The sequence below is a fragment of the Termitidicoccus mucosus genome (assembly GCF_038725785.1).
Lineage (GTDB): Bacteria > Verrucomicrobiota > Verrucomicrobiia > Opitutales > Opitutaceae > Termitidicoccus > Termitidicoccus mucosus.
This window is the reverse complement of the sequence record NZ_CP109796.1, coordinates 2,786,910-2,811,479: the sequence shown is the minus strand read 5'-3', so window position 1 is coordinate 2,811,479 and position 24,570 is coordinate 2,786,910. Positions and strand designations below refer to the sequence as shown.

Here is a 24,570-nt window from a genome sequence, read left to right as displayed (position 1 = left end):
TCTTGCTCGTTCTTGTTCTTTCGAAAAAACGAGCCGGAGAGCGCGGGCAAGAGCAAGAGAACGAGAGCGATTGGATCGGATCAGATTAGCTGAAGTTTTCCGTGATGAGCAACACTGTAGCCTCGGTCGCCTCAAACACAAACGCGCCTGCGCGGGGCAGCACGACGTTGTCGCCGCGCTTGAAGGCGGCGGCGTTCGCGTCGGACGGTGTTTCGCGCACGGCGCCCTCGGCGACGCTGAGGATGCGGGCCTGTTCGCCGGCGGCGACGCGGAAGCTCTCGCCCTCGGCCAGCGGCACGCGGCGGATGCGGAACTCGCGGGCGTCGGCGATGACGGCGGCGGTGCTGGCGGCGCGCAGCGGAGCGGGCTCGAAGTCGTCCCACTTGATGGAGCGCAGCGATTGCTCGATGTGCATGGCGCGCGGCTTGCCGTCGAGCCCGACGCGGCCCCAGTCGTAAACGCGGTAGGTGGTGTCGGAGTTCTGCTGGATTTCGAGGATGAGATTGCCGCCGTCGATGGCATGGATCTGTCCGCTGTGCACGAGGATGGAGTCGCCGCGGCCGACGGGGAAGCGGTGCACGCAGTTTTCCAGCGTGAGATCGGCGAGGGCGCGCTCGAATTGATCGCGGGTGACGCCGCGCTTCAGGCCGACGATGAGGTGCGAGCCGGGCGCGCAATCGGCGATATACCAATTTTCCGTCTTCGGCTCGCCCTTGAGCTCGGGCGCGACGGCTGCGGGCGGATGGACTTGCAGGCTGAGGCGTTCGCGGCAGTCGAGCCATTTCACGAGGATGGGAAACGCCCGCTCTTTCGGCCACGCCGGGCCCATGATGTCCGCGCCGTGCCGCTCGATGGCCTGGCGCAGGGTGAGGCCGTCGAGCGCGCCGCCGCGGACGACGGATTGCGCCTCGGGGCGATCCACGATTTCCCAACTTTCACCGATGGGCGCGGGCGCCTGCCCGGGGGCGGCGGCCGGGGGGAGCGCGCGGCCGAGCGCGGTTTCGAGGACGCGTCCGCCCCAGACGCGTTCTTGGTAGAGAGGTTGGAAACGCAGGACTTGTTGCATGACTTGAATCATGTTTCTCTCTTAAAAACTTTCCGCCAGCCTGGATTTCTGGAAAAATGCATTTGGCCGTTGACCGCGCCCGGACGCGAACCCGATTTTGCGGGCTCGCAATTCCGAACCAGGTCAGCCGCCGCCTGTCCGCCCAATCTCGCAAAATGGCCAAGTCCGCGCCCGTAAAATTCGACAACAGCAACAAAAACGCCGCCCTCGCCGCGCCGCGCCGCGCGCGTCATTGGGGTGTGTTCTTCGCGTGCCTGTTCATCGGCGTGCTGCTTACGGTCGCGCTCCTCGATTATTCGCCCGAACAGCGCGACAACACCGCCTACGCCCCGCGCAACCTCGTGGGCACCGTCGGCGTGGAGATCTCCTCGCTTTCCTTCACCTACATCGGCCTGAGCACGTGGCTGCTGCCCGTGTTTCTCTTCTGGATGACATGGGTCTCCGTGCGCAACGCCCGCCTGCTCGCCATCGCGCGTTTCATCGCGATGCTGTGCTGCATTTTTGCCGGCTCGGGCATCGCCGCGATGGCGGAGCTGGAGCCGAGCCGCTATTTTCCCTACCGGCTCGGCGGCGCGGTCGGCGAACTCGTCTATACCGATTTCCTGAAAAGCAGCCTCGGCGTGTTCGGCGCGGGCCTGCTGCTGGCCGCGCTCTACTGCGTCTCGCTCACCTTTATCTTCACGAAGGACATCGTCGCCGAGTTCGAAAAAGTCACCATCGCCCTCGCCGCGTGGCGCGAACGCCGCCGCATCGCCGCCGCCGAGCGCGCCGAACTCAGGCGCCAGACAAAAGAGGCGGCCGAGGCCGAGCGCGCCGCGAAAAAGGCCGCCGAGGCCGCCGCCAAACAAAAACCTGTCATCATCAAATCCGGCAAACCCGATCCGCTTTCCGACCTGAAAAGCCCGGACACCGCAAGCCCCCCCGCGCCCGCCGACGCCACTGGCGCCGCCGCTGCCATCGCCGGCGCCAATCCCGCCGACGCCGCCGCTGCCGCCGGCGCCAAGCCCGCGCCGGCAAAGATCAACCGCGGCCCCGCCACCCCCGCGCCCGGCGGCCCCGCCATCGTCAAACCCGAGGAAACCAAAAAGGCCAAGACCCCGGCCATCCCGCTCGTCGAGGAAAACTACCAGTTCCCGCCGCTCACCCTCCTCGTCGATCATTCCAGCGACACCACCGGCGACAGCGACGACGAATACAAGCACAACATGGACTCCCTCGTGCGCGTCCTCGGCGAATTTGGCGTCACCGTCAGCGCCGGCGAGATTCACGTCGGCCCCGTCATCACTTGCTACGAAGTCGTCCCCGCGCCCGGCGTGCGCGTCGAGAAAATCGCCAACCTCGACAAAAACATCGCCCTCAACCTCCGCGCCCAGTCCGTGCGCATCCTCGCGCCCATCCCCGGCAAGGCCGCCGTCGGCATCGAGATGCCCAACCGCGTGCCCGCGCCCGTGGGCATGCGCGACATCCTCGAATCCGTGGATTGGGTCGGCGCGAAGGCCGAAATCCCCATCGCCCTCGGCAAGGACGTCTCCGGGCGCCCCCTCATCTCGGACCTCACCCGCATGCCCCACCTGCTCATCGCCGGCGCCACCGGCTCGGGCAAGTCCGTCTGCATCAACTCCATCATCGCCTCCATTGTTTATCGCAAGAGCCCCAAGGACATCCGCCTCATCATGGTCGATCCGAAGGTGGTCGAGTTGAAAATTTTCAACACGCTCCCCCACATGCTCATCCCCGTGGTCACCGAGCCGAAGAAAGTCCCTTCCGCGCTCAAATGGCTGCTCGCCGAAATGGAGAAACGCTACAAAATGTTCGGCAAGGTCGGCGTGCGCAACATCAGCGGCTTCAACCATCGCAAGAAAACCCCCGCCCCCGATTTTCCCGTCGCGCCCTCCGCCCCCGGCGCCGGGGACGGCCAGGCCGAACTCCAGGGCATCGACGACGAGCTAGGCGAAATTCCCGACCACCTCCCCTACATCGTCATCATCATCGACGAACTTGCCGACCTCATGATGGTCGCCGCCGCCGAGATCGAAACCAGCGTCGCCCGCCTCGCCCAGCTCGCCCGCGCCGCCGGCATCCACCTCATCATCGCCACCCAGCGCCCGTCGGTCAACGTCATCACCGGCATCATCAAGGCCAATCTCCCCTCGCGCATCGCCTTCCAGGTCGCCTCGCAAGTCGATTCGCGCACCATCCTCGACGGCAAGGGCGCCGACACGCTCATCGGCCGCGGCGACATGCTCTTCACGCCCCCCGGCACCTCGCGCCTCGTGCGCGCGCAAGGCGCGTTTGTCTCCGACGAGGAAGTCGCCGCCTTCGTCGAATACCTGAAGCGCAACGGCCCGCCGCAATACGCGCAGGACGTGCAGGAAACCATCGACGACGAGGCCGCCGCCGACATGGACGACGAGGACGGCGAGGACTACAAGGGCCTGAGCGAGGAGGAGAAATTATATAAACGCGCCTTTGAAATAATAAAGACCACCCGCCGCGCCTCGACCTCCACGTTGCAGCGCCGCCTTCGTATCGGCTACAACCGCGCCGCCCGCATCATGGACCAGATGGAGGAAAACGGCATCGTCGGCCCCGAAAACGGCTCCAGCCCCCGCGACATATTGATCGATTTCGACAGCATGTGAGGGGTGCGGGGCGCATCGCATATAGTATTTTCTCTCAACCTTGTCCCAAAAGGTAGGGCGAGGCGTCCCCGCCGAGCCGCGGCTCAGCCGGAGGCTTCGCCCTACCGGCGCTGCCGCGCCAATATTAAATGAAAACACTATATTATATCATCAATGCCGACGCTTCGAAAGGATTGGCCTTTGGAGGAGGGACGAACCCCGCGGGGCGGTCGTGCATGGCACTGCGGACGGTGGAATGTAGCCCAATAGGTTACATTCCAGAAAGAGCCCGGTGTATTTTAAACCGGCCAATCCGGCTGCGATATATATAACCTGACAACGAAAACCGCATGCCCGCATCCCTCCCGCCGCTGCCGCGCTGCCCGCATCTGCCCGAACCGCGCGGACAAATGGACTGGCGCGATCTCGCCATGCACGGTTCCGGCCGCGGCCCATTGTTCTACGCCACGATGCTCAAATACGCGCACCATCTCTGGCGGCGCCGGCTCGCGGCGCGGGCAATCCTCTGCCTCGACCGCGCGATGGGGGCCGATTTGCGCGGCGATGAACCGGTGCTGCGCGCGAGCCCCGTGCCCTACGCGGCGCTCGCCTGGATGCTGCGGCACGCGCCGCCCGAAGTGTTCATCGGCAATCCGCGGGTGCATTTCCAGCACTACGCGGGGCGCATGAACGAGCCGCGGCGCGAGCAGCGCCGCTGGCGCGCCTGGGCCTGCTGGGCGATCACCCGCGCCATCATGCCGCGCCTGCCGGGCGACCCGCGGCACGTCGTCGAGGAACCGGCGGAGACGGAAATTTTTGCCATGCTGGAAACCCACGCCCTGAGGGGCGAGGCACTGCTGTGGCGCGATGTGTTGCAGGCGGAGCAAGCGGCCGGCGCGCGAACGATGTGAGGCCATTTCGCATTCAAACGTATATAGTATTTCTCTCAACATTGGCGCAAATGGTAGGGCGAGGCGTCCCCGCCGAGCCGCGGCTCAGCCGGAGGCTTCGCCCTACCGCACTGCCGCGCCAATGTTAATCGAAAATATTATAACCATGGGCTTTTGGAGGGACGACCTCCGTGTCGTCCGCTTCGGAGCGAAAGGACGACACGGAGGTCGTCCCTCCCTTATTATACGTTTGAATGCGAAATGGTATGAAACCGCGGGACAAGTCATCGGAGCGGCGGCGTCCCGCCAGCCCGCAGCTCGAAAGGGCGCGTCGCCGCTCCATCCCAGCTCCAGAAAGCTGAACCCAAGGCAAATAAAACGACACCGGTCCGGAAGGACAGCGGTGTCGAGGTCAGGTCGGCGCACGCAGGCGCCGGGTTGGTTCAGGCGGTCCCCTTGCGATCAGGCATGGTTCCGCGAAACTGGACGGTAAACGGCACTTCCGATGCAAACTGCGCGGGCGTGGGCAGGGTCAGATCGGGCGCGCGAAAGATGCGGCGCTCCCATTGCGTGTAGCGCAGCAAGTCCCCTGAGTTGGTGGCGCCGACATGCACGGAATCGCCCACGGGATGCGGCACGGGAGGAAGCGGAGGTGGAGGAAAGAGAGCCATGGAGGCCGGAGAAAATGACGGTTGGGAGGGAAAATGATCCGATGTGAAATGAACGGCCAGAAAAGGTTCCGTCTTCTTGCCAGAAAAATGAAAAAAGGCTCCCGCCATCCCGGGCGGCGCGGATCGGGGCTCACCGGTGTTTTCACCGCTTCGTCACACAAACGTCATATGCGCGTCATCCGGCGGGTGTTTCTTAGGAGCGTGTCCGCCATGATTCTCAGCGTCGATGACGAGAGCGATATCACCGATCTCGTCAGCTTTCATCTCACCCGCGCCGGCTACGAAGTAACCACCGCCGCCAGCGGGCGCGAGGCGTTGGATGCCGTGCAGGCGCGCCGGCCGGATTTGATCCTGCTCGATCTCATGCTGCCCGACATCGACGGTTTCGGCGTGTGCGAAATCCTGCGCCGCACGCCGGACACGGCGACGATCCCCATCGTGATTGTCTCGGCCTGGTCAACCACCGATACGCGCGAACTCGGGCTGGAGCTCGGCGCGCTCGATTACATGACCAAGCCGTTCAGCCCGCGGGACCTGACCGAGCGCGTGCGGCATCTGCTCAATTTGCGTTCGACGCGGCAGTCCAAGGCCATATCCTGAAAAAGGAAGGGGCGCCCGGAGTGGTTTCCGGGCGCCCATTATGGCAACTCCGACGCGCGGGACGGCGCGTCAGAAATTAATATTCAATCCGGCCCACAGGCGGCGGTTGTCGGAAATCGTGCTGTAGATGTCGGTGTCGTGAAGCTCCTTGTTGAAGAGATTATATATGCCGACATTGAGTTTCACCCACGGGTTGATGCTCCAGGCCGCCCCGATATCGAAGAGCGCGTAGGCCTTGTAATCATCGCCCACGTCCCGCCATTGCGTGCCATACCAGGCGCCGCGCACCCACGCGCTGACATCCGGGGTGACGTCCCAGCCCAGGGTGCCGTTTGCATGATGCTTGGGCATGGCATTCAGCGGTTTCCCCTTGTTCGCTCCGCTGGTCTGCTCGGACTCGACAAAAGTATAATTGCCGCTGATTTTCCAGTTTTTGAGAAAGCGATATGAGCCGCCGGCTTCGAAGCCCCTGGTCTCGGCGGTGTCGATGTTGATGGACATGCTGCCGTCCCTGCTCCATGCGTCCGGGTCGAGGTATTTATTGAACTCATCCGAGCCGCGCAGGACGGTCTTGCTGCCGATCTTGTCATCAAACTTGTTATAAAAACCGGTGAACGTGAGGTTGAGCGTGTGGTTGATTACAAGGGAGACTCCCGCCTCGTAATTCGTGCTCGTCTCCGGCTTGAGGTCGGGGTTGCCGAGAAGCGGGAGCGTGCCCTGCCCGCCGATGCCGGAGAGCCCCGCCGTGGTTTGCGTGAGCGTGGGGGTTTTGAAGCCGGTGCTCACGCCGCCTTTCAGGGTGAGGTATTTGGTGGTGTTCCAGACGAGATAGCCGCGGGGGCTGACCTGGCCGCCAAACGAGTCGTGGTGATCGTAGCGCACGCCGCCGGTGAGGGCGAGGGATTCGAGGATGCGGAACTCGTCCTCGGCGAAGAAGGAGAATTGCCGCATGGAAAGGGTTTTGAGCGGATAGGTGCCGTCGGGCCGCGGGTGGTCGACATCGTAGGCGACGCCGTCCTTGCCCTCGCTGTCGATATACTGGCCGCCGAAGGTGAGGTTGTTTTTCGGGAGCGGCATGTGCATTTTCGCGTCGGCGACCAGATTTTGGATTTCGAGGGTGCGCGGCACGGTGTATTTGGTGGTCGTGCCGGATTTCACGATGGAGACATTGCGGCCGAGTGTCTCGGCGTCCTCGTAGTGCACCGCGATGTCCGAGGTGCCGATGGCCCAGCGCCCGGTGTGCGAGAGCGAGGCGTAATCGCGGTTGAAGCGCAGCACGGGGTCGTAGGGGCTGTCCGATGTCGTGGTGCTGCCCACGGTGCCGGTCTTGCCCGGCGTGCCCTCGACGCGCTGGCGGCTGGCGCCGCCCTCCAGGATGATATCGTGCGCCGGCGAGGGCGTGTAGGAGAGGCGCGCGCCGATGGTGCTGGTGTCGGCCTTGCGGGCGCCGCGGCGGCCGGGGCTGTTTCCGGCGACGGCGAGGTCGTCTTCGTCGCGGTGGTAATAGCGGCCAAACACCGCCAGCCCGAGTTTGTTTTGGAGCAGCGGCCCGTTTGCATAGATGTCGCCGGAGGATTCGTCGCCGAGCCGGTCGTCGAACTGTGCGGTGTAGTTGCCGCCGAGCGAGCCGCCCCATTCGCTCGCGACCTTGCGGGTGATGATGTTGACCACGCCGCCCATCGCGTCGGAGCCATAGAGCGTGGACATGGGGCCGCGCACCAGCTCGATCCGCTCAATCGCGCCGAGCGGGGGGGAAAAACCGGTCTCGGCCTCGCCAAAACCGTTGGGGCGCATCTGGCGCGAGTTTTGCCGTTTGCCGTCCACAAGGATCAGCGTGTAGTCGGAGGCCATGCCGCGCAGGCTGATGTCGTTCCCGGACTTGCTATTGGTGACGGTGACGCCCGGCATGTCTTTGACCGCATCGACCAAGGTCACAAAAGGTCTGGCCTCCAGTTCCACTTTGCTGACCACCGAGATGCTGGCAGGTGAGTTGGCAAGGGTTTGCTCGAAACCCGACGCAGTGACGACGAATTTGTCGAGCTGGACCAAGTTGTCCCTTGATGCGGCCTCCTCATGGGCCGCGCGGGCGCGGCGAACCCGCCGTTTGTCCGCACGGTCCTTCGAGGTTGCCGGAACCGCGGGCGAGACTGTGCCGCTGGCCGTGGCCACGGATGTCTGATCGGAAACCGCTTGGGCGGGGAGTGTCTGATGCGCACCGGAAAAAATCAACGACGCCAGCACGGCGGCGGGCGTCAGAAGGTGCAGGCGTGGAAATATTTTACAGAACATGCTGCAATTCAATTTATTATGCGTCGTTTTTATGGATTTATGATTGCTGGTCATAGGGAAAGGCGAGAATTGAGCCCATAAATGAAATCAGGTCTCATGCGCTTGGGAGAATGCTTGGTCAATAAATTTTTCGAGAAAGAATCTCATAATCATAATATAGTTCCATATGAATATATCATATCTTATTTATAAACAATTAATTATGATTTAATAGAGTATCATTGTGTTTAGCTATCTTTTTTCCGATTGCATCCATAAATCAAATACAATGCATGCTGCCCAAGTAACTCGGGTATGCTTGCCGCCATTCCGTTTGCAGAGCTGCATTTGCTGACTATCGGAGATAAGCGAACAATCCCCTCCTTTTGGCGGCACACCCAGTCTGGCCAGCGCCGCCCTGTTTTGGCCGCAGGTTTGGCGAGACCGACAAATGCAGCGTCATTTCCGCAGGCAAATCGTCGGCGACCGACTCCGGATATTTTCCGCGCTTGCCGATCCTTCGCCGATCACTGTTTGCTCTTCCCGCAGGCCATTCTTGAAAATTCCCCTTGCATCGCAAAGGCGCGGACGTTTACTCATGCCCCTTTTCACCTTTTAACCAACTCAAAGTCATGGCCAGAATTTGTGCAATCACCGGCAAGCGCCCTGTCACGGGCAACCGAATCAACCGCAAGGGACAAAGCAAGAAGAGCGGAGGCATCGGCACGCACGTGACGAGCATCACCCGTCGCAAATTCCGCCCGAATCTCCAGCGCATTCGCATCAAGACAGAAAACGGCGGCACCAAGCGCGTGCTCGTCTCGGTGAAGGCCATCAAGGCCGGCCTCGTCGAGAAAGTGGTCTGAGTCCGCGCGGCTTCAAGCCAAGCTCCCTTTCCAACCGCGACCCGCACCGGGTTGCGGTTTTTTTGTGTGCGCAGGGATTGTCCCGGGAATCCGTTCAGGCGGGCATCCCTCGAAAACCGGATTTGCGACTGGAGAGCCGGATCTTGGGGTCACTCTTCCAGTTCGACGTTCCAGTAGGCGACATCGAGGAAATCCTTCCACATCGCGCGGTGGTGCGTGTTGAGCACGAGGCTGATGACCGGGCGCCATTTCGGCTTGGCCGGCTTGCGGATGAGGCGCATGCCCGCGTCGTGCGGGAGGCGGTTGGCCTTGCGGGTGTTGCAGCGGATGCAGGAGCAGACGATGTTTTCCCACGTGGTGCGTCCGCCGTGATGGCGCGGGATGACGTGGTCCAGGTTCAGCTCCTCGCGCGGGAAAACGCGCGCGCAATACTGGCACTGGTTCTTGTCGCGCTCGAAGACATTGTTGCGCGTGAGCTTCAGTTCCTTGCAGGGCAGCTTGTCGAAAAACGTGAGCAGGATCACGCGCGGCAGGCGGATGAGCCGGCTGGGCGTGCGCACCATCTCCATGGTCTCGACCGGCGGGTTGTTGTGCGAAAAATCCAGCCAGTCCAGCATGCTGAAGACGTGAAAGTCATCGTCCTGATGATGGACGACGGAGGCGTGTCCTCGCGCGAGGAGCGCGAAGGCGCGTTTTGCACCGATCACATTCACCGCCTGCCAGAGACGGTTGAGGACCAGCACCGGTTGTTCAAGCACGGCCTCCATGTCGGGACGTTCTGCTAGTATCCGGAAAGCGGAGTGTCAAGCGGGAGGCGTGTGACGTTTGCGCGAGACGGTGCCCGCGCGCCCAGTGTACGGCCTCAATCATTCCCATCCCCATCCTGCCGCTCGCCTCCCCGGTTTGCCGGCAGATGCCGCGGCAAAAACAGATAATACAACATCAGCCACCAACTGCGTGACGCGCGATAAAACAGCGCGGGAAACAAGACTCCGCCCGCCACGGCCAGCACCGCGGCGGCGCGTCCGGAAAGCACGCCGCAAAGCCAGAGCACGGTCACCGGCACGAGAAAGCCGACAATGGTCACGCCATAGTTCAACGACAGCGACCCAAGAAAAAATCCCTCGTCGCGCTCCAGCTCCAGCCCGCAACGCGGGCACGCCGTGTTCAGTTCAAACACGCGTCCCGCCCTGAACAATGTCCGTCCGCCGCAGTTCGGGCATCGGTTCGTCAACCCGCGGGCGAGCAGTCCGCCCCGCGTGACCCGCAGCTTTCGCGCCGTTTCATCCATCGTGCGACGCTCGCGGCGCGCCGTTCCTCCGGCGAGCCGTTAGTTTGCCTGCATCCCACTTTTACGATGAATTGCCCAACACAAACAAGCGAACGGGATGCCCTTGGCATCCCGTTCGCTTGTTTGTGTTGGGCAGGGTTGTATTGGGCAGGGCCTCCGGCTGGCTGGCGGCGGCATTTTCCAGCCCTATGCCAGGCTCGGCGGGACGCCTCGCCTTACCTTGGCAGGCCTGAAAATGGTGCGGAAACGGTCTCGCGCCGCAGCACGCGTAGCGCAGGGCATCGCTGGCGTTGGGAACATCGTTTTTTGGGGCATTTGGATGACGGGATGGATTTTGCTTTCTTCCCCAAACCTCTGGCTTGGCCTTCCGACCGAAACGTCTCAGCTTTGCGCCCCGTTGAACAAACATTACGCAACCATTACGAAGAATCCTGCCCTCCAGCCGCAGGATGATGCCGAAGGCGAGGGGAGTGACGCGGTCCACCGCATCACGGGCTGGCGGCGTTTTTTCCTCTGGCCGCTCAGCGTGGTGATCCGGCTTTGGACGGCCACGCTGCGCATCGAGTTGTCGGCGGAGGCGCGCCGCCATCTCGAAAAAAACGACGAGCCGCTCGCGATCATTTTCTGGCACAACCGGCTCTTCGTCATCGGCGAAATTTACAAGCGCCATCGCCGCCCGCGTTCCATTTACGGGCTGGTGAGCGGAAGCAAGGACGGCGCGTGGCTGGCGGAATTTTTTGACTTTGTCGGCATCAAGACCGTGCGCGGTTCGTCCACGCACAATCCCCGCGGCTCGGTGAGCGCGCTGGTGCGGGTGATGCGCGAGGGGCACGACATCGGCATCACGCCTGACGGTCCGCGCGGGCCGCTGCATGATTTCAAGGGCGGCGGCCTCATCGTCGCGCGTCGTGTGGGAGCGCCCGTGCTGTTGCTCGGGCAGGCGTTCGAGTCGGCTTGGCGGCTGCGGAGTTGGGACCGGTTTTATCTGCCGCGTCCGTTTTCACGGATACGGATTTACTGCATGCTGGTGCCCGCAAGCGAGCTGGGCGCGCGCGAGGCGGGCGCCGCCGGTATGCTTCGCCTCCGTCTTCTCGCCATCAGCCCCGATGGTGTCGAATCAGGGACCGCGGAACGCGCGGTGGTGTGAGGCCGGCCGCGCGCCGCGGACGCCTTCACCAGCTCGGGAACACGGGCGAGACCGCCAGTTCGCCGCCGGGCGGCACGGTGTGGTTTTCGCCGACCGACCAGACGAGGTCGTTGACGAGGAGCTTGAAGACCACGGGGCTGGCGGCGTCGCTGAGCGAGATCGTCCATTTGTCGTCGGCCACGCAATCGAGCGCCACGCCGGTTTCCCAGTTCAGCCCTCCGCCTTCGCCGCGGACATAGAGCGTGTTGCCGAAGCCGATGTCGATGTTGGCGACGATGGTGGTGACGACCGGGCGTTTGGCTTCCGCCGGTTTTTTTGCAACGGGTGCCACTGCTTTCGCTGCCGCGGCGGTGATGCGCGGACTGGTTTTGGCCTTGGGGGCCACGGTTTTTTTTGCTGCCTTTTTCGCCGGGACGGGCGCCGGCGTCGCTGGGGTAGCTTTGGCTTTGTTGGTCGTTTTCTTCATGGTGTGTGTCTCCGTCCAAGTTTTGAACTCTCCCGACCCTAGCAGTTATCAAGCCGCTGGATTTTTTCGCAATAGTTTTTCTCACACGGAGTTGTTGCCATCGCCTTGCAGCGGTCCGGGCCGTGGCTGTTTCCATCAATCAGCCGATCGCCGGAAAATTGGTGTTTACTAACGCCGCCGTTTCCATCACAACGTCCGGCCCTGCATGGGGCAGTAGCTCAGTTGATAGAGCGCGTCGTTCGCAACGACGAGGTCGCCGGTTTGATCCCGGTCTGCTCCACCAATACCGGGCCCCGCCGAAGGCGGGGAAGTGGCAAGGGGACAAGTATCAAGTGGCAGGAAGAACAGTGGGAAAGGCTGCCCAAAGCGATGTCATCCTATCTTTCTTCTTTATTCTTTCTCTTTCCCCTTTCGTCAGGAGCGAGCCGGGAGAAAGAGGAAAGAGAAAGAATAAAGAGGAAAGATTCCGGCAGAGGGGGGGGCGCCACTTTGATTCGCGTCCTGAAGAACGGATACGGGTTATTTCCCTTGGCCGGACAGAAAATACAGGGCGAGGGGCAGCAGGATGAAGACGGCCATGACGACGTAGAGCACGAGTTTGGCGCGCGCGGCTTTTTTTTCGTCTTCGGGCGGGGGCGGAGGGGTGTTGTCCATGGTTGCGTGCCGCCCACAACAACACTTGTCTCGTGCAATGCAACACTGGCTCGTCAAACAGGAACCCGAGTCCTACGCGTGGGAAACGTTTGTGAAGGACGGACGCACCACGTGGGACGGCGTCCGCAATTACCAGGCCCGCAACAATCTCAACGCCATGCGCGCCGGCGACGCCGTGCTTTTCTACGCGAGCGTCACGACCAAGGCCGTGCTCGGCATCGCCGAGGTGGCCCGGGAGGCGTTTCCAGATCCGTCGGCCGGGGCCGGGGAAAACTGGACGGCGGTCGAGTTGAAGGCCGTGCGCGCGCTCGCCAGGCCGGTGACGCTCGACCGGATCAAGGCCGAGCCCGCGCTTGCCGGCATCGCGCTGCTCCGCCAAAGCCGCCTGTCCGTGATGCGGCTCGGGAAGGCGGAATTTGATCGCATCGTGAAACTCGGCCGGTGAGACCGGCCACCGGAACATTCCCCATGATTGAACAACTTGCCATTCTTGCCCCCGGACTGCTCGGCGGGTCCGTCGCCATGGCGGCGCGGGCGCGCGGCGCGGCGCGGCGCATCGTCATCTGGGCGCGCCGGCCGGAAGTGCGCGACGCGCTTCGCTCGCAGCCGTGGTGCGATGCCGTGGCCGAAACGCCGGAGGAGGCCGTGCGCGCGGCGAACCTCGTCGTGCTGGCCGCGCCGGTGGAAAAGATCATCGAGCTCGCCCGCCAGATCGCGCCCGCGCTGCCGGACGGCGTGATCGTCACCGACGTGGGCAGCGTGAAAAACCGCCTTTGCCGGAAATGTCGCGCCGCCCTGCCGCCGCATGCGCGTTTCGTCGGCTCGCATCCGATGGCCGGCAGCCAGAAGACCGGCTGGGAAAACGGCTCGGCGGAGCTGTTCGCCGGGCGCACCTGTTTTGTCACGCCGGAGAACGGCGCCGACGCGCAGGCCGCCGGGATCGTGACGGATTTCTGGCGCGCGCTTGGCGGCAGGACGGTTTCCGTCACGCCCGCGCAGCATGATGAAATCGTGGCCAACATCAGCCACCTGCCGCAGGCGCTCGCGACGAATTTGTGCGATTTGCTCGCGCAAAAAAATCCCGCCTGGCGCGAGCATGCCGGCGCGGGTCTGCGCGACACCACGCGCATCGCGGCGAGCGACGCGACCATGTGGATCGAGATTTTCCAGCAGAATCGCGACGAGGTTTTGCACGCCATCGACCAGTTTCAGGCGCGGCTTGCGGGCTTGCGCGCCGCGATCGACCACGGCGACTGGCCCGAAGTCCGCGCGCGTCTTGAACGGGGAAAAATTTTTCGGGATTCGCTGGGGTGAGGCGTCCCAAGAAATCGTTCTCGTTCTCTTATACCAGTTGCGAACAAAAATCAGTCTTTTGTAGGGGCGTCGCTTGCGACGCCCGGTTTGGCAACTGCCCAAAGGCAAAGGGCTTCGCAAGCGAAGCCCCTGCATTGCTTGGTTTCTAAAGTAGGATTTTCTTTCATAATTGGTATTACTCGTTCTCGTTCTCTTTTTGTTTTTCGCAACGTTTCGAGAACGAGTAAGAGAACGAGAACGATTGGGGGAAGGCCGCTCTTCAACTTCAGTTGAAGCTCATCCGCGAGTTGGTTTCCAAATAGCCGGCGATTTCGCGGGCGAAGATTTCGCCGAACTCCTCGCGTTTCCTTTCGCCGATGCCGAAGATGCCTTCCATCCCCGCGACGCTCACCGGATAGGCGCGCGCGAGTTCGCGCAACGTCTTGTCTCCAAAAATCACATACGCCGGCACGCCGCGTTCGTCGGCCAGCTCCTTGCGCAGCGCGCGCAGTTGCGCGAAGAGGATCTCGTCGCATTCCACGTCGCCCTCGCGCCGGGTCGCGACCTTGCGCGCCTTGGGCAGCAGCATCGGTTTCGTGAGCATCAGGGGCTTGCGCGAGCGCAGCCACTCCAGGCCCTCCGCCGTCAGCTCCAGCACCGGATACTCGCCCTCGCTTTGCGCCGCGTAGCCGAGCCGCAGCAACTCGCGGCCCACCGCCGCCCATTGCGCGCGCGGGAGTTCCTGGCCGATGCCATACGTGCTCAGCCGGTCGTGGCCCCAGCGGCGGATTTTATCGGTGTCCGCCCCGGTGAGGATTTCCACGATGTGGTTCAGCCCCACGCCGAACCGGCTCGCCTGCCGCGCGCGATAAACGCAGGACAGGAATTTTTGCGCGAGGACGGTGCCGTCGTAGGTCTCGCGCGGTTCGAGGCAATTGTCGCACGCGCCGCAGCCGCCGCCAGCGGCTGGAAAACCCTCGCCGAAATAGCCCAGCAACTCGCGCCGCCGGCACCCGGCGCTTTCCGCGTAGTGGAGCATCTGGCGGAGCTGCGCGCGGGCGACGTTGCGCTCGTGCTCGTCGGCGATCTCGTCGATGAAATGCGTCTGCTTCGCCGCGTCGCCGCCGCTGAAGAGCAGCAGGCAGTCCGCCGGCAGGCCGTCGCGCCCGGCGCGCCCGGTTTCCTGGTAGTAGCCTTCGATGTTTTTCGGCAGGTCGTAGTGAATGACCCAGCGGACGTTGGGTTTGTTGATGCCCATGCCGAAGGCGATGGTCGCGCAGATGATCTTCACCTCGTCGCGGAGAAACAGCTCCTGGTTGCGCGCGCGTTCCTCCGCCGTCAGGCCGGCGTGGTAGGCGCGCGCCGCAAACCCGCGGGCCGCGAGCGCCTCGGCCACGCGCTCCGTCGTCGCCCGTGTCGCGCAATACACGATGCCGCTCTCGTCGTCGCGGTTTTTCAGGAAGACGATGATCTGCTGCAGCGGCCCGTCCTTCGGCTGCACGCGGTAGGTGAGGTTGGGGCGGTTGAAGCTCGCGACGAACAACTCCGGCTCGCGCAGCCGCAGGTGTTTCACGATGTCCTCGCGCACGCGCTCGGTCGCGGTCGCGGTGAGCGCCATCACCGGCACGTCCGGCAGCAGGTCGCGCAGCGCCGCCAGCTGGCGGTATTCGGGGCGGAAATCATGGCCCCATTCCGACACGCAATGCGCCTCGTCGATGGCGAGCGCGGCGACGTTCCAGGCGCGCAGGTTTTCCTGCCAGCCGTCGAGCATGAGCCGCTCCGGCGCGACGTAGAGCAGCCGCCACTCGCCGCGATGCAGCCCCGCGAGCCGCGAGCGCGCCTCCGCCGACCCGAGTGACGAGTTCAAAAACGTCGCCGCCACGCCCGCCGCCTGGAGCTGGTCAACCTGGTCCTTCATCAACGCGATCAGCGGCGACACGACCACGGTCAGCCCCGGGCGATGCAGCGCGGGCAGCTGGTAGCACATCGACTTGCCGCCGCCGGTCGGCAGCAGCGCGAAGACGTCGCGGCCCGCCAGCGACGCCTCGATGATTTCGCGCTGGAGCGGACGGAATTCCGGATAGCCAAAAGTGGTGTGAAGGGTGAGCTGAAGATCGGGCACGGCGTGGAAGGCGGAACGAGGAGAAAAAGGCGCGAGGAAAGGAACCATTAAATTAGCCACAAAAATGCACAAGAAGCACAAAACAATCACTCAATTTTGTGCCTTTTGTGCCTCTTTGTGGCTATAAAAAACGAACCACTAAATCTAACCACGGATTTCACGGATGAACACAGATAAAACCAACGGTTTCCCACTCTTTCTCTTATCCGTGATAATCCGTGTTATCCGTGGTCAAATAAAAACGAACCATTGGATTCAATCCACGGAAACACGGAGCAATGAAAGGGAATTTGATTTTAGAAAGTCTCCCTCTGAACTCCGTGGTTAAATAAAAAACACTGCGCCCGCCGCTCCGGTTCACGAAATGTAGGAGCAGATGTATTCGACCAGCCCGGCCTTCACCTCGATGGTGAAACCGGATTTGGCGGGGACGTCGAAGTGGGTGCCGGCGGCGTGGTCGCGGGTGTCGGTCCGGCCGTCCAAGGTCACACGGCAGGAGCCGGCGACGAGTTCCATGCGCTCGGCGGCGTCGGTGCCGAAATGATACGAGCCCGGACGGATGAGCCCGAGGGTTTTTTTGGTGCCGTCGGCCAGGATGATGGTATGGCTGACGACGCTGCCGTCGAAATAAGTGTTGGCCTTGGCCAGCACGGTGACGTCGGTGAATTGGGTCGGGATGGATGACATGGGAGAAAATGGAAGAGGCGCGGTCTGGAGACGGCAACTCAAAGAAGTGACAAGTATCGAGTGGCAGGTGATCCCAATTCCGAACGAAATTTATCCTTGTGGAGGGCCGAGCTCCCGCGAGGCCGTCGCCGGAAAACGTCGCGTCCAACCGCGACGGCCTCGCGGGAGCTCGGCCCTCCACTTTAATATCAGGCTTTCTTGGGCGGCAGGCGGAAGTCGATGAGGCGTTTGAAGCGATCGACCTTGTGCACGACGACGTCGATGTGGCCGCCGGTGGCGAGGCGGCGCTTGGTTTTTCTTCCGGTCAGGAGGGTGTTGGTGTTGTTCGGGTAATAGTCGTCGTCGGTGAGGGTGTTCATGGGGACGAAACCGAAGGTCATCGACTGGACCAGCTCCACGAAGAAACCGTGCTGGCGGATGTCGGTGATGACGGCTTCGAACTTGGTTTTCGTTTTCTTCGCGAGCTCACGCTCGAAAAATTCGAGCTGCTTGATCTTCACGCTTTCGCGCTCGGCTTCCTGGGAGTTGGTTTCGGTGAGGCTGAGGTGCTCGCCGAGGGATTCCATCTGGCCGGGAGTGAGCGCGGGGAGGCGTCCGCCGGCGGGCACCGGGTAGCCGGAGTGTTTGACGAGGTAGTAGTCGAGGACGCGGTGGACGACGAGGTCGGAGTAGCGGCGGATGGGCGAGGTAAAGTGGGTGTAGTCTTTTTTGGCGAGGCCGTAGTGCCCGTCGGGCGTGCCGCGGTAGCAGGCTTTTTTCAGGGAACGCAGGATTTGCGTGCGCAGCAGGTGGCCTTGCGGATGGGTGGAGAGGGTTTCGAGGAGTTTCGCCATTTCCTCGTGGCCGGCGAGATCGCCGGTGGTGACGCCGGCGATGGCGAGGGTTTTGCGGAGTTCATCGAGCTTGTCCTCGTCGGGTTCGTCGTGCACGCGGTAGAGCGACGGCAGGCGGTGCGAGCGGGTGAGGCGGGCGACGGCTTCGTTGGCGGCAAGCATGAATTCCTCGATGAGCTGGTGGCTTTCGTCGTGCTCGATGAGTTCGAGGCGGTCGGCGTAGCCTTGCTCATCGACGAAGACCTTGGTCTCGGGCATGTCGAGGTCGAGGGAGCCGGCGGCCATGCGGGCGCGGCGGAGTTTCGAGGCGATGGCCCAGAGTTTGCGCAGCCAGCTTTGGAGATCGACGAGTTCGAGGTCGCTGAGGTCGGAGAGGGCGCGGCCGGTGGAGCCGGTCTGGTGCTTGGGCGGGAGCGGGAGGGCGCGGATTTTGTCGAGGCGGTTTTCGAAGAGAAGGGCGTAGGCCTGGCGGTAGGTGAGGCGTTTGCGCGAGCGGATGACGGTATTGGCGAAGGAGGCGTGCTTGAGGCGTATTTTTTTATCGAATACCAGGAAGACGGCCTTGCAGAGGCGGTCCTGCGCCTCGACGAGGGAGCAGAGGCCGTTGGAGAGTTTTTGCGGCAGCATGGGGATGACGGTGCCGACGAGGTAGGTGGAGTTGCCGCGGCGCTTGGCCTCGCGGTCGAGGGCGGTGCCGGGGCGCACGTAGTTGCCGACGTCGGCGATGTGGATGCCGACGCGGACGTCCCCGTCGTCGAGGGGCTCGATGGAGAGGGCATCGTCGAAGTCCTTGGCGTCGTCGGGGTCGATGGTAAGGGTGGGGACTTCGCGGTAGTCGAGCCGGCCGGAGAGTTCGCGGGGATGGACGGAGTCGGGGAGGGCGGCGACCTCGCGTTCGACGTCGGCGGGGAAGGACGGGTCGAGCTTGTATTTGTGGTAAATGCCCGCGAGTTCGGCGCGGGGCTCGAAGGTTTGGCCGAGGCGCTCGATGATGACGCCCTCGAGGTTTTTGTGGCGGGAGGTCCACTCGGCGAGTTTGACCACGACTTTGTCGCCGGGCGCGGGGACGGGCTTGAGGCCGGAGGCGGCGGGGTCGGCGACGGCGATTTCGTGGAAGAAGCGGGGATTGTCGGCGTTGACGTAGTATTTGTTGCGGATGCGCTGGAGATTGCCGACGACGGTTTCGTTGGCGCGCTCCTCGATGCGGACGACGCGGCCGGTGGGCTCGGGCGCGCGGCCGTTGCGGGGGCGGCTCATGCGGGCGAGGACTTTCACCGCGACGCGGTCGCCGTGGAGCGCGACCCCGGTGTCCTCGGGCGCGATTTGCACGGCGGGCTCGTCCTCGGCGGCGCCGGGCACGGGGTCGGGGATGAGGTAGGCGGAGCCGCCGGCGCGAAACATGAGGCGGCCGATGGCGAGGTCGTCGTCGCCGGCGAGGGCGATGCGGTCGCCCTTCACATAAACGAGGGCGCCTTGCGAGAGGCCGAGGCGGACTTCATGGGCGAGCGAGCGGCGGTCTTTTTTGTTCAGGCCGAGCGCGCGGGCGAGGCCAGCGAGGTCGACGGGCGCGTAGCCGGGCGAGCGGAGATGGGCGAGGATGCGGTCGCGGAGTTTCATTGGGTGATGCGGATTGCGGTGAGGCGGGTAAGTGGTGCGGGTGGTTTTGGGTGATTGGAATCGAAATGGAGGGAAATCCCAAATCCCAAAATCCCAAATCCCAAAAAAATCCCGAAATCTCAAAATTCAAAATATCAATGTTCCACGCGGGCTGCGTGAGCGCGGCAGCCCACTGGGAGCGCCGGCATCCTGCCGGCTTTGGCGGCGCGGAGCGCCGTCGCACGGGCGGGGTCGCCCGTGCCACCCGACCCGGTGGGTGGCACGCCTGCGCTCCCAGGTCGCGGTTCCACGAGCGCCGCGCGTTTTTCAGGATTGGAATGGCGGCGGGATGTCACCTAACGTGACGCGATGAAAATCGTTCACGTCGCGAGCGAGCTGTTCCCCTACATCAAAACCGGCGGGCTGGCCGATGCAGTCGGATCGCTGGCCTCGACGCTGGCCAGGGACGGGCATGAGGTGTCCGTCTTCATCCCCGGATACAGCGCGGTTTTCGCGCAGCCGGACGCGGCCGCGGCGGAGCGGGTGCTGCGGTTGAAAATCGAGATGGGGGACACTTTCGTAAGCGGCGACGTGAAGGTGTTTTCGCCTTGTCCCAACCTGAATATTTTCACGGTGTGCCGGGAGGAGTTTTTCGACCGGAAGGGCGCCTACGGCAACGGCGAGCGCGACTACGAGGACAACTACCTGCGCTATATTTTTTTCTGCAAGGGCACGGTCGAGGCGCTGCGGTTGCTCGAGATGCAGGCCGACATCGTGCACGCGCATGACTGGCAGGCGGCGTTGATGCCGCTGCTGCTGCGCCACGCGGAGAGCCGCCACGGCGCGACGCTCGCGCTCAAGACGGTGTTCACCATCCACAACATCGCCTTCCAGGGGCTGTTCCCGATGCGGGCGTTTTTCCGCACGAACCTGCCCGACGAGCTGCGGGGCATCGACGGGCTCGAATACTACGGGCAGATGAGTTTCATGAAGGGGGGGATTTTGTTTGCCGACCGCGTGACGACGGTGAGCCCGCGCTACGCGCGCGAAATCCAGACGCCGGAATACGGATGCGGCCTGGACGGCGTGGTGGCGTCGCGCGCCGAGGATTTGTCCGGCCTGATCAACGGGATCGACCCGTCCGTGTGGAATCCGGCGACCGACGCGCATCTGCCGGCGAATTACTCCGCCGGGGACATGGCGGGCAAGGCGGTATGCCGCGAGGCGCTGCTCAAAAAGGCGGGGCTCGATCCGGCGGGGGACGATGTCCCCGTCTTCGGCATGGTGTGCCGGTTGACCGAGCAGAAGGGCGTGCAGCTCGTGCTCGATAACCGCGAGTTTTTCCTCAAGCACGACTGCCGCCTCGTGGTGCTCGGCTCCGGCGACAAGCGGCTGGAGGGCGAAATGCGCGCGCTGGCCGCGAGCCGTCCCGGAAAAATCACGCTCGTGGCGCGCCTCGACGAGGCGATGAGCCACCTCGTCGAGGCGGGCGGCGATTTTTTTGTGATGCCGTCGATATTCGAGCCGTGCGGGTTGAACCAGATGTATTCGCAGGCCTACGGCACGCCGCCGCTCGTGACGCGTGTGGGCGGACTGGCCGACACGGTGACCGACATCGACGAGAATCCCGCCGGGGGCACCGGCATCATGTTTCCGCCGACCGCGGCCGGGCTGCGCGACGGGTTGAAACGCGCGGTGAAGTTGTTTGCCGACAAAACGACCCTGGCGGCGATGCGCGAACGCGGCATGCGGCGCGATTTCAGCTGGGCTAAAGCCGCGCGGGCCTACATGGAATTGTATGAGGCGGCATTGTGAGGACGCGCTGAACGAAGGAGGCAAAAACGGGGCCGCCGCCGGGAGATCTCCGGCGGCGGCCCTGTTTTTGAAAGATGTGCGCGGGTTATTCGGTTTTTTTCTTTTTGTTTTCTTTTTTCGACGCCCCGGAGGTCTTGGGTTGTTTCGCGACAGTCAGATCCTTGATGGCTTCATAGGTCGCGTCACTGACGATTTTTTTGCTCTTGAGCTGGCCTTTGCCGGTGAACGGGCGCGCCGCGATAATTTTGTCGGCGGTGGCCTCGTCGATGCCCGGAAGTTTGACAAGCTGCTCCTTCGTGGCGGTGTTGAGGTCCACTTTGGGCGCGGCTTTTGCTTTCTTTTCGGACTTGGCCTTGGCCGGGGCGGAAGGCGGGCTGCTTTGGGCTGAGACGACGGCGGGAGCGGCGAGCAGCGTCGCGGCAAAGCAAAGGGCGAGGATCTTGCGCAGAGTTTTATTCATGAGACTTCGGATTGGGTTATGGGTTGAGTTAACCGGCAGCAGCATATACCCAAAGCATGGCTGTTAAAGAAAATTATGAAGGCTGGCCACTGTTTTTGTTTTTGAGTTTGCGTTCATGAATGAGGGCGAAAAGGACGGGGGTCACGATCAGGATGTGGAGAAGGCTGCTGATCATGCCACCCACGACGGGCGTGGCCAGCGGGCGCATGATTTCGGTGCCCGTGCGGGTGGCCCAGAAAATGGGCAGCAGGGACGCGATGGTGGTGGCCACGGTCATCACTTTCGGGCGGAGGCGCAGGCGCGCGCCTTCCTTGATGGCGGCGATGAGTTCGGGGCGGGTGAGGGAATTTTCGATTTTCGATTTTCGATTTTCGATTGGGGGCGCGGCGGCGGCGGACTTGCGGTCGCGGGCCTTTTGCACGGCTTCCTCGAGGTAGAGGACCATGATGATGCCGGTCTGGATCGCGGTGCCGAAAAGGGCGATGTAGCCGACCCAGACCGCCACGCTGAAGTTGTAGCCGAGGAACGCCTGGAGGATGACGCCGCCGGTGAGCGCGAAGGGGACGGCGAGGATGACGTGCGCGGCCTCGAGGACGCTGCGGAACGTCATCACAAGGAGAAGAAAAATAATCACGATGACGGTCGGAAACACGATGCGAAGTGTGCGGCCGGCGCGGATCTGGTTTTCATACTGGCCGCTGTATTCGACGGTCTGGCCGGGATCGAGTGTAATTTCCTTTTGGATACGCTGCTTGATCTCCCCGACGAAGCTGCCGAGGTCGCGGTCGCGCACGTTGGCCTGCACGAAGACGCGGAGGCGTCCGTTTTCGCTGGAGATTTCGTTGGGGCCGATGACGCGCTTGATGTCGGCGACTTGGCCGAGCGTGATGTGCGGACCGGCGGGCGTGGGAATGAGGAGGTGCCGGAGTTTTTCGATGTCGTCGCGGTCGGCGCGTTCGAGGCGGACCTGGACGGGCCAGCGTTCGCGGCCCTTGATCGTGGTGGTGGCGGTGGAGCCGCCGAGGCCGGTCTCGACGTAGGCAAGGATGTCGGCGGCGCGGAGACCGTAGCGGCCCATCTGGTCGCGGCGGACGGCGATTTCAAGGTAGGGTTTGCCGACGTCGCGGGATGGGGCGACACCGGTGGCGCCGGGAATGGTGTTGATGATGCGCTCGATTTCCGAGGCTTTGCGCTGGAGCGCGTTGAGGTCGTCGCCGAAAATCTTCACGCCCACCTGGGCGCGAATGCCGGTGCTGGTCATCAGGATGCGGTTTTCGATGGGCTGGAGAAAACCGGGGACGTAGCCGGGGACCTGGGTGAGGCGGTCGGAGAGCTCGGCGACGATTTGCTGCTTGGTGACGCCGGGGCGCCACTGGTCCTGGGGCTTGAGGGTGATGGTGGTCTCGATCATCTCGATGGGCGCGGGATCGGTGGCGGTGTCGGAGCGGCCGAGTTTGCCCGCCGACATGAGGACCTCGGGGTGCTGGCTGATGACCTTGTCCTGCCAGGCCATGATGCGCTTGACCTCGGTGAGCGAGGTGGCCGGGAGGAGGACGGGCATGAAGAGCAGGCTGCCTTCCTCGAGGGTGGGCATGAATTCGGAGCCGAAGCCGGCGGCGGCGCGCGCGGCGCGATGGTATCCGGCGCGGTCGAGACGCTCGACGAGCGCGCGCGGGAGACCGAGGGCGAGGACGCAGGAAAACACGAGGAGGACGGCGGCGGCGGAGAGCACGGTCTTGCGGTGGATGAGCGCCCAGTCGAGCACGGGGTCGTAGATGCGCAGCAGGAAGCGCATCAGGTGGTTTTTGTTCTCGGGGCGGAAGGGGCCGCGCACGAGCAGGGTGCAGAAAACGGGGACCGCGGTGATGGCGAGGAGCACGGCGCCGATGAGGGCGAAGGTCTTGGTGTAGGCGAGCGGGTGGAAGAGCTTGCCTTCTTGGCCGGTGAGCAGAAACACGGGCACAAAGGCAAGGATGATGATGGCCATCGAGAAGAACATGGGACGGCCGACTTGCGTGCTGGCGCGGAGGGTGAGCTGGAAAATTTCGCCGGCGGAAAGGCCGGGCGCGGGGCCGCTGGGCGGCGCGGTCTTTTGCTTTTCCTCCAGCGCTCGCTCGCAGTGGCGGATGACGTTTTCGGTCATCACGATGCCGGCGTCCACGAGCACGCCGATGGAGATGGCGATGCCGGTCAGCGACATGATGTGCGAGGGGATGCCAAACTCCTTCATCAGGATGAAGGAGATGAGGATGGAGGCGGGCAGCGGAAGCGTGACGATGAGGATGCTGCGGAAGTGGAAGAGGAAGAGAATGTGCGCGAGGGTGACGAGGATGATTTCCTCGACGAGGGCGTGCTTGAGGGTGTCGATGGCGCGTTCGATGAGGCCGCTGCGGTCGTAGAAGGGCTCGATGGTGACGCCGGCAGGGAGGCCGGGCGAGATGTCGGCGATGCGGGCCTTGATGTCGCGGATGACCTGGTGGGCGTTTTCGCCGTAGCGCATGACGACGATGCCGCCGACGACCTCGCGCCCGTCGATGTCGAGCGTGCCGCGGCGGAAGTCGCCGCCGATTTCGACGCGGGCGATGTCGCGCAGATAAAGCGGCGTGCCGGCGCGGGCGGCGAGCGGGACGGCCTCGATGTCGGCGGTGCTGGTGACGAGGCCGACGCCGCGCACGACAAACTCGGCGCCGTTCTCGAGCTGGTAGCGGATGAATGTGTCCTGCAACGTGCGGAGGGAGCCGAGGTCGTGCGCGGCGGCGTCGGTTTTGGGGTCGGTTTTCAGGTAGTATTGGTAAACCCAGCCGAGGCCGGTGGCGTCGGGGCCGAGGCGGGCGGAGACGTTTTCGGGGAGGATGTCTCCGAGCGAGTTCAGGCGTTCGAGGACGCGCGTGCGGGCGAAGTAGTTTTCGACATCGTCGTTGAAGATGACGGTGAGAAACGAAAACCCGAACATCGAGGTGGCGCGCACGGTGCGCACGCCGGCGAGGCCCTGGAGCGAGACCGAGAGCGGGTAGGTGATCTGGTCCTCGACCTCCTGCGGGGAGCGGCCGGGCCAGTCGGCGTAAACGATGACCTGGTTTTCCGAGAGATCGGGGATGGCGTCGATGGGCACGGTGCGCAACGCATGCACGCCCCACGCGCACATGCCGAGAAAGGCGGCGATGACGAGAAAGCGGTTGCCGAGCGACCAGGTGATGAGGCGGGAAATCATGGCGGAAATTACG

20 protein-coding genes and 1 tRNA gene are annotated in these 24,570 nt (G+C 63.3%); 9 read left to right on the top strand and 12 right to left on the bottom strand.

The features are described 5' to 3' along the window. Positions 1-85 precede the first annotated feature (85 nt). The gene (locus tag OH491_RS09835) at positions 86-1,066 is read right to left on the bottom strand and encodes a type I phosphomannose isomerase catalytic subunit (RefSeq protein ID WP_068771674.1); all 981 of its coding nucleotides are present in this window, start codon (positions 1,064-1,066) and stop codon (positions 86-88) included. A gap of 155 nt (positions 1,067-1,221) precedes the next feature. Here OH491_RS09835 and OH491_RS09830 point away from each other — a divergent pair, with 155 nt between their 5' ends. Continuing rightward, complete coding sequence (locus tag OH491_RS09830; RefSeq protein WP_068771675.1) at positions 1,222-3,708, top strand: DNA translocase FtsK; 2,487 nt, start codon at positions 1,222-1,224, stop codon at positions 3,706-3,708. A gap of 329 nt (positions 3,709-4,037) precedes the next feature. Continuing rightward, on the top strand, positions 4,038-4,598 hold the full coding sequence (locus OH491_RS09825) for a hypothetical protein (protein WP_334319493.1): 561 nt from the start codon (positions 4,038-4,040) through the stop codon (positions 4,596-4,598). 422 nt (positions 4,599-5,020) lie between these two features. Here OH491_RS09825 and OH491_RS09820 read toward each other — a convergent pair whose 3' ends face one another. After that, on the bottom strand, positions 5,021-5,248 hold the full coding sequence (locus tag OH491_RS09820) for a hypothetical protein (protein WP_145928947.1): 228 nt from the start codon (positions 5,246-5,248) through the stop codon (positions 5,021-5,023). A gap of 87 nt (positions 5,249-5,335) precedes the next feature. On the opposite strand from OH491_RS09820, the gene OH491_RS09815 reads away from it, so the two are divergent. After that, positions 5,336-5,848: a response regulator gene (locus tag OH491_RS09815; protein ID WP_334319494.1), complete on the top strand. Its 513-nt coding sequence runs from the start codon at positions 5,336-5,338 to the stop codon at positions 5,846-5,848. Between the two features lie 69 nt (positions 5,849-5,917). Here the strand turns inward: OH491_RS09815 and OH491_RS09810 are convergent, their stop codons facing one another. Next, positions 5,918-8,137 (bottom strand): TonB-dependent receptor domain-containing protein, encoded by a 2,220-nt coding sequence (locus OH491_RS09810; protein WP_334319495.1) that lies wholly within the window; start codon positions 8,135-8,137, stop codon positions 5,918-5,920. Positions 8,138-8,748: 611 nt separating this feature from the next. On the opposite strand from OH491_RS09810, the gene rpmB reads away from it, so the two are divergent. Next, entirely contained in the window at positions 8,749-8,982 is a 234-nt protein-coding gene (gene rpmB, locus OH491_RS09805; RefSeq protein WP_068771677.1) for a 50S ribosomal protein L28, read from the top strand. 149 nt (positions 8,983-9,131) lie between these two features. Here the strand turns inward: rpmB and OH491_RS09800 are convergent, their stop codons facing one another. Together OH491_RS09800 and OH491_RS09795 are read right to left on the bottom strand one after the other, a co-directional pair. Continuing rightward, the gene (locus OH491_RS09800; RefSeq protein WP_068771570.1) at positions 9,132-9,749 is read right to left on the bottom strand and encodes an HNH endonuclease; all 618 of its coding nucleotides are present in this window, start codon (positions 9,747-9,749) and stop codon (positions 9,132-9,134) included. Positions 9,750-9,844: 95 nt separating this feature from the next. Further along, positions 9,845-10,162, bottom strand: coding sequence for a DUF983 domain-containing protein (locus OH491_RS09795; protein WP_334319496.1), 318 nt, complete (start codon positions 10,160-10,162; stop codon positions 9,845-9,847). Between the two features lie 508 nt (positions 10,163-10,670). Between OH491_RS09795 and OH491_RS09790 the strand changes: the two genes are divergently transcribed. Next, positions 10,671-11,420, top strand: a complete 750-nt coding sequence (locus tag OH491_RS09790) for a lysophospholipid acyltransferase family protein (RefSeq protein WP_334319497.1) — start codon at positions 10,671-10,673, stop codon at positions 11,418-11,420. Positions 11,421-11,445: 25 nt separating this feature from the next. Here the strand turns inward: OH491_RS09790 and OH491_RS09785 are convergent, their stop codons facing one another. Beyond that, positions 11,446-11,805, bottom strand: a complete 360-nt coding sequence (locus OH491_RS09785; RefSeq protein WP_145928948.1) for a hypothetical protein — start codon at positions 11,803-11,805, stop codon at positions 11,446-11,448. Positions 11,806-12,093: 288 nt separating this feature from the next. On the opposite strand from OH491_RS09785, the gene OH491_RS09780 reads away from it, so the two are divergent. Continuing rightward, positions 12,094-12,169, top strand: a tRNA-Ala gene (locus OH491_RS09780). A gap of 236 nt (positions 12,170-12,405) precedes the next feature. Here the strand turns inward: OH491_RS09780 and OH491_RS09775 are convergent. Further along, positions 12,406-12,540, bottom strand: coding sequence for a hypothetical protein (locus OH491_RS09775; RefSeq protein ID WP_334319498.1), 135 nt, complete (start codon positions 12,538-12,540; stop codon positions 12,406-12,408). Between the two features lie 37 nt (positions 12,541-12,577). Between OH491_RS09775 and OH491_RS09770 the strand changes: the two genes are divergently transcribed. Further along, positions 12,578-12,985: an EVE domain-containing protein gene (locus OH491_RS09770; RefSeq protein WP_068771573.1), complete on the top strand. Its 408-nt coding sequence runs from the start codon at positions 12,578-12,580 to the stop codon at positions 12,983-12,985. 23 nt (positions 12,986-13,008) lie between these two features. Next, complete coding sequence (locus OH491_RS09765) at positions 13,009-13,854, top strand: prephenate dehydrogenase (protein WP_068771574.1); 846 nt, start codon at positions 13,009-13,011, stop codon at positions 13,852-13,854. Positions 13,855-14,119: 265 nt separating this feature from the next. Here OH491_RS09765 and recQ read toward each other — a convergent pair whose 3' ends face one another. The 3 genes from recQ to OH491_RS09750 all read right to left on the bottom strand — a co-directional run bounded on the left by recQ (position 14,120) and on the right by OH491_RS09750 (position 19,092). Next, entirely contained in the window at positions 14,120-15,955 is a 1,836-nt protein-coding gene (gene recQ, locus OH491_RS09760) for a DNA helicase RecQ (RefSeq protein ID WP_068771679.1), read from the bottom strand. Between the two features lie 357 nt (positions 15,956-16,312). Continuing rightward, positions 16,313-16,642, bottom strand: a complete 330-nt coding sequence (locus tag OH491_RS09755) for a pyrimidine/purine nucleoside phosphorylase (RefSeq protein WP_068771575.1) — start codon at positions 16,640-16,642, stop codon at positions 16,313-16,315. A 188-nt stretch (positions 16,643-16,830) separates the two neighbouring features. After that, entirely contained in the window at positions 16,831-19,092 is a 2,262-nt protein-coding gene (locus OH491_RS09750; protein ID WP_068771576.1) for a ribonuclease R family protein, read from the bottom strand. Positions 19,093-19,440: 348 nt separating this feature from the next. Here OH491_RS09750 and glgA point away from each other — a divergent pair, with 348 nt between their 5' ends. Next, positions 19,441-20,886: a glycogen synthase GlgA gene (gene glgA / locus OH491_RS09745; protein ID WP_068771577.1), complete on the top strand. Its 1,446-nt coding sequence runs from the start codon at positions 19,441-19,443 to the stop codon at positions 20,884-20,886. Between the two features lie 85 nt (positions 20,887-20,971). Here glgA and OH491_RS09740 read toward each other — a convergent pair whose 3' ends face one another. Both OH491_RS09740 and OH491_RS09735 read right to left on the bottom strand, forming a co-directional pair. Further along, positions 20,972-21,346 (bottom strand): ComEA family DNA-binding protein, encoded by a 375-nt coding sequence (locus OH491_RS09740; protein ID WP_068771578.1) that lies wholly within the window; start codon positions 21,344-21,346, stop codon positions 20,972-20,974. A gap of 73 nt (positions 21,347-21,419) precedes the next feature. Further along, entirely contained in the window at positions 21,420-24,557 is a 3,138-nt protein-coding gene (locus OH491_RS09735; RefSeq protein WP_342751007.1) for a CusA/CzcA family heavy metal efflux RND transporter, read from the bottom strand. Between the last annotated feature and the right edge of the window lie 13 nt (positions 24,558-24,570).